Raw genomic sequence first — 13,362 nt, 5'->3', positions numbered from 1 at the left:
TGCAACTCTTCCAGCACACATCCCCACGCCGGAAAACCAGCCCACTTCCCAGCCTCCGGACGTAAACTGACCTCCGCACCATTTATCGCGGGACAGACCCTTTGGAGCGCGGATGCTCTGGAAACTGCTTGTTGAATACCTGCGGCCGCACCGGCAGCTGCTGATGGCCGTCGTGGTTTTCCAGCTGGCGCAGTCCATCGCGTCCCTGTACCTGCCCACGCTGAACGCGGACATCATCGACGAAGGCGTGGCCAAGGGCGACACCGGCGTCATCCTCAGCCTGGGTGCCCTGATGCTGGCGATCACGCTGCTCCAGATAATCTGCGCCGTCATCGCCGTGTACTTCGGGGCGAAGGCTGCGATGGGCGCGGGCCGCGACCTAAGGGGCGCCATCTTCACACGGGTCGGTGAGTTCTCCGAGCAGGAAGTCACCAGGTTCGGCGCGCCCAGCCTGATCACGCGGTCCACGAACGACGTCCAGCAGGTCCAGCAGCTGGTGCTGATGGGTGCCACCATGATGGTGGCCGCGCCCATGCTCGCCATCGGCGGCGTGATCATGGCCGTCCGGCAGGACCTGCAGCTGTCCTGGCTGATCGCCGTCGCCGTGCCCGCCCTCATGATCGGCGTGGGGCTGATCATCACCCGGATGGTGCCGCTGTTCCGGAAGATGCAGAAGCGGATCGATACGGTGAACCGGGTGCTCCGCGAGCAGCTCACCGGCATCCGCGTGGTGCGCGCCTTCGTCCGCGAGGACATCGAGACCGCCCGCTTCGCCCAGGCGAACGACGACGTCACGGACACCGCGCTGCGTGCCGGCCGGCTGATGGCGCTCGCCTTCCCCGTGGTGATGCTGGTGCTGAACATTTCCAGCGTGGCGGTGATCTGGTTCGGCTCGTTCCGGATCGAGGAGGGCTCCATGCAGGTGGGCACACTCATCGCGTTCCTGAGCTACCTGATGCAGATCCTGATGTCCGTCATGATGGCCACGTTTATGGCGGTGATGATCCCGCGCGCAGCCGTCTCCGCGGACCGGATCGGCGAGGTTCTGAACACGGAATCGAGCGTGCGGCCGCCGCTGAAACCGGTCAGCAGCGCGGTGTCGCCGGACGGGCACCGGCGCGGCCAGCTGGAAATGCGCGACGTCGGATTCGCCTACCCGGGTGCCGACCAGCCCGTCCTCGCCGGGCTCAGCTTCACCGCCAAAGCCGGCCAGACGACGGCGATCATCGGCAGCACCGGCGCAGGCAAGACCACCCTGGTGAACCTCATGCCGCGGCTGTTCGACGCCACCACCGGCTCGGTCCGGATGGACGGCGTGGATGTGCGCGAGCTGCACCCGGACCTGCTCTGGGGGCACATCGGCCTGGTGCCGCAGCGGCCCTACCTGTTCAGCGGCACCGTCCGCAGCAACCTGCAGTACGGCAAGCCGGACGCCACCGAGGACGAGCTCTGGCAAGCGCTGGAGATTGCCCAGGCCAGGGACTTCGTGGAGGAGATGGAGGGCGGGCTGGATGCGCCCATCTCCCAGGGCGGCACCAACGTCTCCGGCGGGCAGCGGCAGCGGCTGGCCATCGCCCGGGCGCTGGTGAAGCGGCCCGAGCTGTACATCTTCGATGACTCGTTCTCCTCGCTGGACACCGGCACCGACGCGCGGCTGCGGCGGGCCCTCAAGCGCAACACCTCCGGCGCCACGCTGGTGATCATCGCCCAGCGCGTCTCCAGCATCGTGGACGCGGACCAGATCCTGGTGCTCGACGACGGCAGGATCGTGGCGCGCGGAACGCACGGGGAGCTGCTGGAAACGTCCGAGACGTACCGCGAGATCGTCTCCTCCCAGCTGGCAGCGGAGGAGACGGTATGAGCGCGCCGCACCGGCCGCCGTCGGGCGCTCCCCACTCAGCTGGATCCAGCGCCGCTGCCCCCGGCGGGACCGCAGCGGACTCGAAAACCGGAGCTGCCGCCGTCGTCCGCATTCCCCGTCCGGCGCGCGGACCGGGGCAGGGCGGACCGTTCGGCGGGATGAACATCCCGGCGGAAAAGGCGATGAATTTCTGGCCGTCGGCCAAGCGGCTGCTGGGCACGCTGCGGCCGGAGCGGGCGTGGCTGCTGCTGGTGCTTGTGACGGGCATTGCCAGTGTGGCGCTGTCGGTGATCGGGCCGCGGCTGCTGGGGGAGGGCACCAATCTGATTTTCGCCGGCGTGGTGTCGCGGGAGCTGCCCGCCGGGGTAAGCAAGGCGGAGTTGATCGCGCAGCTGCGGGCCGCGGGGGAGAACCAGAGGGCGGACATGCTCACGCCCATGGCGCTGACGCCGGGGGAGGGGATCGACTTCGCGGCGCTGTCCAGCGTGCTGCTGTGGGCGCTGGTGCTGTATGTGCTGGCGTCGGCGTTTATGTGGGTGCAGGCGTATGTGCTGAATGGGGTGGTGCAGCGGACGGTGTTCGGGCTGCGCGGGGAGATCGAGGCGAAGATCCACCGGCTGCCGCTGCGGTACTTCGATTCGATCCAGCGCGGCGAGCTGCTGAGCCGGGTGACGAACGACGTGGACAACGTCTCGCAGAGCCTGCAGCAGTCCATCAGCCAGGCGGTCACGTCGGTGCTGACCGTGGTGGGTGTGCTGGTGATGATGGTGATCCTCTCGCCCACGCTGGCGCTGATCGCGCTGGTGACCGTGCCGCTGACGCTGGGGATCACGGCGCTGATCGCCAAGCGCTCGCAGAAGCTGTTTGTGGCGCAGTGGAAGCACACGGGCGAGCTGAACGGGCAGATCGAGGAGACATACACCGGGCATGCGCTCGTGAAGGTGTTCGGCCGGCAGCGCGAGGTGGAGGAGCGGTTCCGGCAGAAGAACGTGGAGCTGTACGACGCGAGCTTCGGCGCGCAGTTCATTTCCGGGCTGATCATGCCGGCCATGACGTTCATCGGGAACCTGGTGTACGTGGGGATCGCCGTGGTGGGCGGCCTGCAGGTGGCGTCCGGGGCCATGCAGCTGGGCGACGTGCAGGCGTTCATCCAGTACTCGCGGCAGTTCACCATGCCGCTGGCGCAGCTGGGGTCCATGGCCAACCTGCTGCAGTCCGGGGTGGCGTCGGCGGAGCGGGTGTTCTCGCTGCTGGATGAGGACGAGGAATCTGCGGAGCCTGCTGCTTCTGCTTCGCCGGTATTTGGGCGGGGGCGGCTGGTGTTTGAGGACGTTTCCTTCTCGTATTCGCCGGACAAGCCGCTGATCTCTTCGCTTTCTTTGGTGGCCGAGCCGGGGCAGACGGTGGCGATTGTCGGGCCCACCGGGGCGGGGAAGACCACGCTGGTGAACCTGATGATGCGGTTCTACGAGCTGGACGCCGGGCGGATAACGCTCGACGGCGTGGATGTCACCTCGGTGCCGCGGCGTGAGCTGCGCTCGCGGCTGGGGATGGTGCTGCAGGATACGTGGCTGTTCGGCGGGACCATCCGGGACAACATCGCGTACGGCCGGCCGTCGGCTACGGAAGACGAAATCCTGGAGGCTGCGCGGGCGACGTATGTGGACCGGTTCGTGCGGTCCCTGCCGGAGGGGTACGACACGGTGTTGGAGGATGAAGGCTCGAACGTGTCTGCCGGGGAGAAGCAGTTGCTGACGATCGCCCGGGCGTTCCTGGCCCGGCCTTCCGTGCTGATCCTGGATGAGGCTACGTCTTCAGTGGACACACGCACCGAGGTCCTGGTGCAGAAGGCAATGCGGGCTCTGCGGTCCGACCGGACTTCTTTCGTCATTGCCCACCGCCTGTCCACCATCCGCGACGCCGACCTCATCCTGGTGATGGAAGCCGGCCAGATCGTGGAACAGGGGACGCACGCATCGTTGCTGGCAGCCGGCGGGGCGTATGCGCGGCTGTATGAGGCGCAGTTTGCGGCTCCCGTGGCGGAGGTTTAAGCGATTGCGATCGAATGAATGAGAGGCCCCGATACTCGTATGAGTACGGAGCCTCTCATTTTGTTCCGGGGACTATTGCCGCGCCGTTTGCTTGGTGGCGCTCACAGCCCGACTTTCAGTAAGTCTGGTTCTGGCTTGTTGTTGGTGCTATTGCGTCGACGCAGGAGTCTCTCCACTACAAAACCGAGCGCGGCTCTGGGGCATAGGTTGGAATTGCCGAGCTAGCCTACGAGGGCCCGCGTGTGGTCGTTGAGGAATATGCCGCGGGGATCGAACTCGCGGCGGACCTGGATGAAGGTGTCCAGTTCCGGGTAGAGGCGCTCAAGACGGCTCCTGGTCATGAAGTGGATTTTGCCCCAGTGTGCCCGCGGCTCGAATTCCTGCAGGACGGCATCGGCGTCCCGGAAGAACTGCCAGTAGTCGGTGCCCGGTTCGGTGGTCAGCGTGATGACAGTGCTGTCCCGGGCTTGGAATTGGGACATGTAGGCGTCGTCGGACTTTACCCAGCGGACCTCAACGGGGTACTTCTGCTCGGGGTACTTGCTGCGGATCAGGTCTTGGATGGCCTCGACGGCGGCCAGGCCGTCCTCGCTCCGGACGAAGTACTCCAGTTCATGGAACTGGGTGGTGAAGCCGCCGGGATAGATCCGGTACGAGCGGTCCAGCCGGGCACCTTCAATGCCTGAGATCTGGCGTTCGTCCTGGACGTCCACGATGTTGTACTTCTTGGTGTAGCTCCGGCCTCCCATGCCGTAATCCGGCGAACCCGGAAGATCGAGCAACTCGCACGAATCGTCTTTGGGACACCAGAGGAAGGAGTAATGCCTGTTGGAATCGATGTCGGCCTGCCACGTTTCCACAGTTTCCGCCCACGTCGGGTACGTGATCTGTTCCTGCAGGTAGTAGCTGTCCTCAACGGCCAGTTCCACCTCCAGGAAGATCCCGAGAGTGCCCAATGCCACCTGTGCGGCCCGGAGTTCGCGGAGCTGGTCCTCGCCAATCTCCACGATGTCGCCGTAGCCGTTGATCAGCTTCACCCAGCGCAGCTTGGAGGAGAAGCTGCCCAGGTCTTTGCCGGACCCGTGGGTGCTGGTGGCCAGGGCCCCTGCGATCTGCTGCTTGTCGATATCCCCCTGATTGCTGAGCGCCAGTCCCTTCTCCCACAAGGCATCACCGAAGGCATTGATGGTGGTGCCGGCCAAGGCCCGGGCGCGGCGCCCCACCCGATCGGTGCCGGTGATCGCCGACAGGCCGGACATGTCCATCAGCACTCCGCCGGTTTGGACCAGCGGAGAAGACGAGTGCCCTGAGCCGACCGCCCGCACAGGCAAGCCCTCGCGGATGGCGAAACGGACGGCGTCGAGAGCTTCTTGTTCATTCCCCGGCCGGACCGTGAAGGCTGGAGTGGCGCTCTGGTTCCCGCCCCAGTTGGTCCAGGTGACGTCCGTCCCGAAGGGGGCGGAAGGCGTGGAGGCACCTGCCAAAGAGGCAGGACGGAAAACGTTGGTGGTCATGGTGAAAGCTCCGTTGCTTGTCTGGGTGCTGCTCATGCGCCGTGGTTGATCATGACGTGCTTGGTGCGGGAGTAATCATCCAGGGCGTAGAGCGATAGGTCGCGGCCGTAACCGGATCCCTTGAATCCGCCCCACGGTACCTCGCAAGCCAGGACCAGGTGTGCATTGACCCAGACAGTGCCGAAATCGAGCTGCTTGGGAACCCGCAGGGAGAGGCTCGAATCCCGGGTCCACACTGAAGCGGACAAGCCGTATGGGCTCTCGTTAGCCCGGGTGATGGCTTCCTCGGTGGTGCTGAACGTCTCCACGGTGACCACGGGGCCGAAGATCTCGTGAGTGGCGATGGGCGCGCCGGCAGGAACGTCGGTGATGACCGTGGGTTCGATGAAGTAGCCGGGACCATCCAGGGCCGAACCCCCAATGGCCACATGAAGGCCGGCAGCGCGTGCTTCTGCCAGCGATTCCTTGACCCGCTCGAAGTGGGGGAGCGAAATCATGGGACCGATTTCCACATCGTCCCCCGCTTCAGGTGAACCAACCACCAGCGTGCTGACTTCGCGGACCAAAAGCTCGGTGAATTCCTCAGCCACAGATTCGTGAACCAGCACGCGGCAGGCAGCGCCACAGTCCTGGCCGGCGTTCCAGAATCCGGCGTTCCGGACTCCGGCAGCGGCGGCGCGGAGGTCGGCGTCGGGAAAGACCACAACGGGAGCCTTGCCGCCGAGTTCAAGGTGGACGCGCTTGACGGACTTGGCTGCGGTCTCCGCCACCGCCTGGCCGCTGACCACGCTGCCAGTCAACGCGACCAGGGCGACGTCAGGGTGTTCGGACAGCCGCTGCCCTACAGTCCGGCCCCGTCCCGTGACCACGTTGAGGATGCCGTCGGGGATACGCCCGGCCAGGACTTCCACCAGCTTCAGGGTGGACAGCGGCGTTTGCTCGGAGGGCTTGATGACGATGCTGTTGCCGGCGGCAAGAATGGGTGCGATTTTCCACGCGGCCATCAGCAGCGGGTAGTTCCACGGAGTGATCACACCAACCACGCCAACGGGTTCCCTCAAGATTACTGACGTGTGGCCCGTGGCGTAGTCGCCGCCTGCCATCGACGTCAGCGTGCGCGAGGCCCCGGCCATGAACCGGAAGGTATCGATGGTGCTGGTGACATCATCCCCGGCTACTGCCCGCGGCTTGCCGGTGTTAGCTGACTCGATGAGTTCGAACGCTTCGCGGTTGCTTTCAATGATGTTGGCAATGAGGTTCAATACGTCCGCGCGTTCCTTCGGGGTGGTGGCACCCCAGGATTTTTGGGCTCCGACGGCGGCGGCAACAGCGGCGTCCACATCATCGGCTGTGCCGGCTTGAACTGAGGCGATGACCTGCTCGCTGGTGGGATCCACGACGTCGATGGACTGGCCTGACGTCCCGGGCACGAAGGATCCGTTGATGAAGTGGCCCGTGGGTGGAATGACGCCTGCGACGTCTGCGGAATTGGCGGAGGAACGTCGAACGGTGAACTGCTCGGTCTGGGTGGTAGTCATGATGATTCGCTTTCAGATGAGGTCTGGGGTGAGTGCGGTGGAAGGAAAGGGGGCGGCTTCGGTCTTCTTGCGGAAAAACAGGGCCGCGAAGTAGTAGAGCGGAGCAACAACCACCAGGCCGACGATCCAGGAGATGTCCACGCCGCCCATCGCGGCGGCCAGTGGTCCTGTGTACACGGCCGTTGCGGAGAACGGGACTTGGATCAGGGCGCCTGCTACGTAGGAGCCGATGGCCACCCAATTGAACCGCCCGTACACACCGCCGTCGCGCTTGAAAAAGTCTTCAACCCGGTAGTCGCCATGCCGCAGAAGGTAGTAGTCCACCAGGTTGATGGCCGTCCAGGGAACCAGGACGTACATCAGGAAAGACAGGAAATTGGTGTAGAAGAGGATGAAGTTATCGCGGGCGAACAGCGCGATGGAGACGGCGACAACGAAGAGGATGATCGCCGCGATGCTCCGGGTCTTGGCGTGTGGCAGCCACGTTGGCTTGAACGTCTGCCCGATGGTGAGGGTGCAAAGCACCCCGCAGTACAGGTTCATGGCGTTCGAGGCCGCGACGCCCAGGCAGAAGATGCCGACGATGATCAGGGTCCACGGCTGGAGCAGCGCACCCAGGCTGCCAACGATCTCGACGTCGCCCGCCTCGCTGCTCATGGTCACGGCGAGCGTTCCCACCAAGGCGCCCAGGATCATGGGGAACAGTGTTCCCAGGACGCAGCCAGAGTAGGAAGCCCAGAACGCCGGTGCCGAGCCCGTGCCTTGCGGCATGTAGCGGGAATAGTCCGAGACATACGGGGCGTACGCGAGCTGCCACAGGGCGGCCACGGAGATCGTCCCCATGAAGCCCACCCAGTTGAAGTTGCCCTGCTCCAGGAAGCTGGCGGGCAGGCCGTGGACCAGCAGGATCCAGCCGAAGGCCAGTACCAATGCCAGGCCGGCCGCAATGCTCAGGACCCGGGCGTAGGCGTGAATGAGCCGGTAGCCGAAAACCGTGGCGATGACGCTGACCACGCCGATGATGATGATGCCGGCGTCCACACTGATGCCGGGGCTGACGGCGGCCATGGCTTCGCCGCCAAAGACCAGGTTCGCAGCGAAGAAGCCGACGTACATAATCACCACGATGACCACGATCAGCAGGGCGCCGAAGGAGCCGAACTGGCCGCGGGTCTGGATCATCTGTGCCACGCCCAGTTGCGGGCCCTGGGCGGAGTGCAGCGCCATGAAGATGCCGCCCACCACGTTGCCGATGATGATGCCCACGATCGCGGGTACAAAGCCGAGGCCGAACACCGTGGTGGCGAGTCCGCCGGTCACGATGGTCATGATCATGATGTTGGAGCCGAACCAGATGGTGAACAGGTCACGGGCCTTTCCGTGGCGTTCGTTGGCCGGGATGGGCTGGATGGTTTTGTCCTCGAGCCGGGGTACTTCTGTTACGGGAGTGACGGTGGTGCTCATGATGCGGTCCAAGACGCTTCTTGAAGTTCCCGGACAGAGGTGGCCTTGCTGCGGTTAACCATCAGCGCGAGAAGGTCGAAGACCAGGGTGGCCGCGGCCACGGTGGTGATATCCGCATGATCGTAGGCCGGGGCGACCTCCACGACGTCGGCGCCCACAATATTGATACCGTTCAGTCCGCGGAGCAGAGCAAGGAGTTCGCGGGAGTGGAGCCCGCCCATCTCCGGCGTGCCGGTGCCAGGTGCGTAGGCCGGATCCAGGACGTCGATGTCGATGGAGACGTAGACCGGGGTGTCGCCGAGCCGCTCCTTCACTTGGGCGATTGCCGCCGGAACACCAATGACGTCCAGGTCTGAACAACGGATGATCTGGAATCCGAATTCGTGGTCGCGGAGGAAGTCGTTGCGGTCATAGACCGGTCCGCGGATGCCCACATGCATGGACTTGTCCTCCACGAGGAGGCCTTCCTCAAATGCCCGCCGGAAGATGGTTCCATGCGTGACGGGCTGGTCGAAGTAGGTGTCCCAGGTGTCCAAATGGGCGTCGAAGTGCAGCAACGCCACCGGACCATGGACCTTGTTCAGGGCCCGAAGCATGGGAAGGGCGATGGTGTGGTCGCCGCCGATGGAGATTAGTCGCTTGTCCTCGCTGATCAGCGGCAAGGCCTGCTCTTCGATCTCACGGACTGCACGGCTGATGTCGTACGGAGTGCACGCGATGTCGCCGGCGTCCACAACCTGGGCTTCGTACACGGGCTCAACCTCGAGCTCGGGGTGGTATCCGGGTCGCAGGAGGCGGGAAGCTTCGCGGACTGCGGCAGGACCGAAACGGGCGCCGGGCCGGAAGGAGGTTCCACCGTCAAACGGTACGCCGACAATTGCTATGTCGTAATCCGGGACGCGGTCAATTTGGGGGAGGCGGGCGAAGGTGCCGAGGCCTGCATACCGGGGGACTTTGGTTGCGTCGACAGGGCCGATGGGCTTGTGCGTTGTCATGCCGGGATCCTTGGGGTTGAGGGGTGCTCGCCATTGAGCGGGAACTAAGTAGTTCCATTGTTGGTGACGCGGATCACCGCGGATAGCGCTACATTGGCTACAAATGGTCGAGGCGTTTAGACGAATGTCTAAGTACCGCTCTAACAGGCCGTAATCAAGCAACCAGGACGGAATCCGATGGCAATTACCGTGGCCGAACTTGTGGCCGAACCGCAGCTGGGGCTCACCCTCCTTGCCGGTACGGCAGGCCGGGACAACCGCGTCACCTGGGCTCACACCTCGGACCTGCCCCGGCTGTGGGAATGGGTCACCGGTGGCGAACTCATGATGACCAATGGCCTGTCCATCCCCGCTGATGCCGCCGGGCAGGTGGCGCTCGCGGAGGCCCTGATGGATTCCGGTGCCAGTGCCTTGGCCATCGGCGAGAAGATGCATGCGCCGCCACTGCTTCCGGAGTTCCTTGAGGCCTGCGACCGGCTGCCGCTGCCCCTGATCAACATCCCCTACCCGTTGCCGTTCATCGCGATCGCCCGCTCGGTTGCCGAGTCTTCCCTGCTCGAAGAGTCCCGGCGCCTGCGGCAGACAGCCCGGGTATACGATCTGCTCAGAACGGCGGGGGCCTCAGAGGACCATTGGCAGAGCCTCGTCCAAAGATTGGCGACGGAACTGGATGCTGAGCTCTTCGTGGTGGATCATCGCTGCCTTCATCCGTGGCATCCTGACGGGCAAGCCCTGCCAGTGTTCCTCGCGGATGAGTGGGCGCCGCTCTGCGGGCAGGTGTCCCTGGCGGGGAAGAACTTCCAGTGGCATCGGGTGCGGGGCCACCACGTGTTGACCATGGACATCCCGACCCACGCCAACGCGCTCCTTGTGGTGCTGCCCAGGAGCGAACCGCACCCTGACGCCGTCGTACTTTTGCACGCGGCAACCGTGCTGGGACTCCAGCTTTCGCGCATAGTCCTGTCGCTGGAAGGACGGCATCGGCTGGCTGGTGAGTTCCTGCTGCAGGCAATTGACGGCCGGCTTGGGACGGCGGAGATGGAAAGCCGGTTGACGGCTTTCGACGTCCCGGCGCAGGCCTTTATGGTCGCCTCTATCGCAGCGGACGACGGCGAACTGTTGGCTAACGTCCACATCGAACTTTGGCGTCACGGAGTTTCAGCCGCCTCCTTAAGGCGGAACAACAGGCTTCACGTTGTGATTCCGGCCGACGTCGCCGACGACGTGCTGGTCCACTGTGCCGGGTCCGGCGCCGCGATGGGCATCAGCGCCCCGGCTACGGTTGCCGGCATCCAACGGGCTTTGCAGGAGTCCCTCTGGGCGCTGGGATCGGCCCGGGCCAACAAGCTGGGCCTGGCCCGTTACGCGCAAGGTCCATCATGGCTGGGGCTGACCGGCTTTGAGGAAGGAACTGCCCTGGTTCGTCGTCTTTTGGGCCCGATCTTTGAATACGAGCAGAGCCAGGAAGGCGATCTGACAATCACGCTGAGGACGTATTTGGACTCGCAGCGTTCGTGGCAAAAGACTGCTGCTGCCCTGTTCGCGCACCGGCAAACCATCATCTACCGGATACGGAAAATCGGGGAGCTGACCGGGTTGGACATGGGTGAAACGTCCACGGTTGCACAGTTGTGGTTCGCCCTGCAGATTCACGAGGCGATGCGGCGCTAGTGAAGAGATCATGCGGTCGACGCGCCCGACTAGTGGCCCGTCGTCGGAAGTGCCTCATTCTCCGGTGGGGCCGGCGGTAGGGGTGCCGACGAACAGCCGCCACGGCATGGCGTGGAGATCTATCTGCTTCCCGGCGTATTGTCCGGCTGAGTAGGTTCCTCCCATAAAGCGGCCGGTGTTGGTTGCGATGATCGCATCCTGCTGGTCGACGAGGCACGTATTGGGAGGCAAGGCCCGAAGGTGGGGTTCGAGGTGGCTCTGGATTCCCCGGACGAGGACATCTGCAGCGACGATCCCGACCATTTCCTCTTCCACGAAAACGGCTTTGCTGAAGGTGAGGACGTTTTCGTTGCTCCCGTTGGCGTCCAGGTATGCATGGCTGATGTGGACGGTTCCGTCGCCGTAGTGTTCAGGGCGCCACGCTACGGTTCCGATGTCATATAAGTCCCAGTCGATCACGAGCCGCTGAAGTGATTGCGGTCCTGTCGGGGCATGGCACCACGCCACGCCCGCATGGCCGAATGAGGTGTCAGGAAGAAATCCCGCTCCGTACAACAGTGCGACGTTCCCTTCGAGAGTCCGTCGCGACACGTCGTAGATAGCGTCCAGGGCAGAGCTGTCCGCCTCACGCTTAGAGCCGAGCTGGACGCGCACCGCGTCTTCAATCGAACGGATCGAGGAGGACGCCGTATCGGCCAGCAGCTCAGAAAAGGATTCGATCAACGCGACTTCGCGTTCTTCTTTGACGGGGTCGGGAAAAGATTCTTTCCGTGATGCATCCACGCTCATGCGCAGGTCGAGTACCCGGTTCATATCCGCACGGACATGATCTTCGGCCAGAGCGCGGGCACGTGCCCTGTCGCCGGACCGTATCGCTTCAACGATGGCGACATGTTCCGATGCCGCGTCTCCGTACCCGGCGGGGGCAGCCCAGATCAGCGGCCCCACCTCGGCCTGCATCGCCATTTCCTCGCGGGTGAGCCTGACCGAACCCGAGCTGGCGGCAAGCTCAATGTGGAACCTGCTGTCGTCGCGGATCGCCTGCGCGGAATCCTCAGCCGACTCGATCTTCACGGCCATGGATGCCAGGCGTGCAAGGGAAAGCCGTCCGCTCCGCTCCGCGGCGGCAGCAGCTGCCGATCCCGCAAGGAAGGCCCAGTAGTCCCGGATATCGCGCAGGTCATCAAGGGAGTAAGCCATGATCGATTCACGCTCGGCCTTGATGATGTCGCCGGTACTGGCTTTGACGAAGCTTCCGCCGCCTTTGCCCCGCCGCGTCTCGAGCAAGCCGCGCCCGCGCAGCTCGGCCAACGCCGCGCGAAGAGTCAGCGTGGAGACGCCCATCTTGGCTGCAAGTTCGTTTTCGCTGGGCAACTGGGTCCCGTCTTCAAGCACTCCGAGCTCGATGGCATACCTGAGCCGCCTGCCGACCTCTTCCCCTCGATCAAAGGTGGCCAAGGGGGCGAAGGCGAGCTGCTCTCTCCATGTGGTCATGGACCGTTGCTCCTTCGTCGGGCGTGCATGGCGCCGCCCTCTCATTGTCTAACCTTTAACCTCAAATGTCTATTGACATGTAAGGTTAAAGGTCTAAGATTTATCTCAGGACCTCAGAGATGAAGACACCTCCACAAACCGGGTTTTGAAAGGAAATGATCAGCATGACGCGAGAAGAAGCCTATGCAGGTTGCCCTTCGGACTCGTACGTCGAGTTCTACGGAGGCCAGTGGCTTGTCGTCCCGCTTGCGCCAGTTGAGCAGCCCTCCTTTTTCAGCTGTCTGCCTCGCAGCAGGCGGGGCTCCCACCACTAGATTGGGCGACATGACCCACCGGTTAGCTCCGCCTGTCAGCAGGTAGCGCATAAGCCCCACCCATCCGGGGCCATGCAGCTGGGCGACGTGCAGGCGTTCATCCAGTACTCGCGGCAGTTCACCATGCCGCTGGCCCAGCTGGGGTCCATGGCCAACCTGCTGCAGTCCCGGGTGGCGTCGGCGGAGCGGGTGTTCTCGCTGTTGGATGAGGACGAGGAATCTGCGGAGCCTGCGCCTCCTTCGGGGCCTGTGTTTGGGCGGGGGCGGCTGGTTTTTGAATCTGTGTCCTTCTCGTACTCGCCGGACAAGCCGCTGATATCTTCGCTGTCCTTGGTGGCGGAGCCGGGGCAGACGGTGGCGATTGTCGGCTCTCCGTGGTTCGTGGTGAAACGGATTCCGTGTCTTGAAAGCTGAAGGGCTCGTAGCCCTGCTGTGATGGATGTTCTCTACGCATTCATCA

At 64.0% G+C, this 13,362-nt stretch carries 8 protein-coding genes and 1 pseudogene; 4 read left to right on the top strand and 5 right to left on the bottom strand.

The genetic code is table 11. The features are described 5' to 3' along the window. Positions 1-112: 112 nt before the first annotated feature. Positions 113-1,861 carry an ABC transporter ATP-binding protein gene (locus tag J2808_RS15380; protein ID WP_309818359.1) on the top strand — a complete coding sequence of 583 codons (1,749 nt, stop codon included), beginning with the start codon at positions 113-115 and terminating at the stop codon, positions 1,859-1,861. Beyond that, positions 1,858-3,912, top strand: coding sequence for an ABC transporter ATP-binding protein (locus tag J2808_RS15375; protein WP_309818356.1), 2,055 nt, complete (start codon positions 1,858-1,860; stop codon positions 3,910-3,912). The genes J2808_RS15380 and J2808_RS15375 overlap by 4 nt, the downstream gene beginning before the upstream one ends. A gap of 221 nt (positions 3,913-4,133) precedes the next feature. On the opposite strand, the gene J2808_RS15370 is transcribed toward J2808_RS15375, so the two are convergent. From J2808_RS15370 to speB, 4 genes are read right to left on the bottom strand one after another with little or no spacing between them, the layout of a single operon-like run. Continuing rightward, on the bottom strand, positions 4,134-5,462 hold the full coding sequence (locus J2808_RS15370; protein ID WP_309818354.1) for a D-arabinono-1,4-lactone oxidase: 1,329 nt from the start codon (positions 5,460-5,462) through the stop codon (positions 4,134-4,136). Then, positions 5,459-6,964 carry an aldehyde dehydrogenase family protein gene (locus J2808_RS15365; protein ID WP_309818352.1) on the bottom strand — a complete coding sequence of 502 codons (1,506 nt, stop codon included), beginning with the start codon at positions 6,962-6,964 and terminating at the stop codon, positions 5,459-5,461. Before J2808_RS15365 ends, J2808_RS15370 begins: the two co-directional genes overlap by 4 nt. A gap of 12 nt (positions 6,965-6,976) precedes the next feature. Further along, positions 6,977-8,428, bottom strand: a complete 1,452-nt coding sequence (locus J2808_RS15360) for a purine-cytosine permease family protein (protein ID WP_309818350.1) — start codon at positions 8,426-8,428, stop codon at positions 6,977-6,979. Continuing rightward, a complete protein-coding gene (speB, locus tag J2808_RS15355; protein ID WP_309818348.1) occupies positions 8,425-9,423 on the bottom strand; it encodes an agmatinase in 999 nt (332 codons plus the stop codon). Before speB ends, J2808_RS15360 begins: the two co-directional genes overlap by 4 nt. Before the next feature lie 177 nt (positions 9,424-9,600). Here speB and J2808_RS15350 point away from each other — a divergent pair, with 177 nt between their 5' ends. Then, the gene (locus J2808_RS15350) at positions 9,601-11,094 is read left to right on the top strand and encodes a PucR family transcriptional regulator (RefSeq protein ID WP_309818346.1); all 1,494 of its coding nucleotides are present in this window, start codon (positions 9,601-9,603) and stop codon (positions 11,092-11,094) included. A gap of 54 nt (positions 11,095-11,148) precedes the next feature. On the opposite strand, the gene J2808_RS15345 is transcribed toward J2808_RS15350, so the two are convergent. Then, positions 11,149-12,588 carry a GntR family transcriptional regulator gene (locus tag J2808_RS15345; RefSeq protein ID WP_309818344.1) on the bottom strand — a complete coding sequence of 480 codons (1,440 nt, stop codon included), beginning with the start codon at positions 12,586-12,588 and terminating at the stop codon, positions 11,149-11,151. A gap of 377 nt (positions 12,589-12,965) precedes the next feature. Between J2808_RS15345 and J2808_RS15340 the strand changes: the two are divergent. Then, positions 12,966-13,271 (top strand): annotated as a pseudogene (locus J2808_RS15340) (ABC transporter ATP-binding protein); the annotation flags it as partial. Between the last annotated feature and the right edge of the window lie 91 nt (positions 13,272-13,362).

This window comes from Pseudarthrobacter sulfonivorans, from assembly GCF_031454915.1.
Taxonomy (GTDB): domain Bacteria; phylum Actinomycetota; class Actinomycetes; order Actinomycetales; family Micrococcaceae; genus Arthrobacter; species Arthrobacter sulfonivorans_C.
Note: the sequence above shows the minus strand (reverse complement) of the source record. Positions and strands in the feature narration are given on the sequence as shown.

Bases quoted from the DNA above. Each gene is read 5' to 3' on its own strand.
- J2808_RS15370 (WP_309818354.1), bottom strand. From the start codon at position 5,462: ATGAGCAGCACCCAGACAAGCAACGGAGCTTTCACCATGACCACCAAC.
- J2808_RS15365 (WP_309818352.1), bottom strand. From the start codon at position 6,964: ATGACTACCACCCAGACCGAGCAGTTCACCGTTCGACGTTCCTCCGCC.
- speB (WP_309818348.1), bottom strand. From the start codon at position 9,423: ATGACAACGCACAAGCCCATCGGCCCTGTCGACGCAACCAAAGTCCCC.
- J2808_RS15375 (WP_309818356.1), top strand. From the start codon at position 1,858: ATGAGCGCGCCGCACCGGCCGCCGTCGGGCGCTCCCCACTCAGCTGGA.
- J2808_RS15345 (WP_309818344.1), bottom strand. From the start codon at position 12,588: ATGACCACATGGAGAGAGCAGCTCGCCTTCGCCCCCTTGGCCACCTTT.
- J2808_RS15360 (WP_309818350.1), bottom strand. From the start codon at position 8,428: ATGAGCACCACCGTCACTCCCGTAACAGAAGTACCCCGGCTCGAGGAC.
- J2808_RS15380 (WP_309818359.1), top strand. From the start codon at position 113: ATGCTCTGGAAACTGCTTGTTGAATACCTGCGGCCGCACCGGCAGCTG.
- J2808_RS15350 (WP_309818346.1), top strand. From the start codon at position 9,601: ATGGCAATTACCGTGGCCGAACTTGTGGCCGAACCGCAGCTGGGGCTC.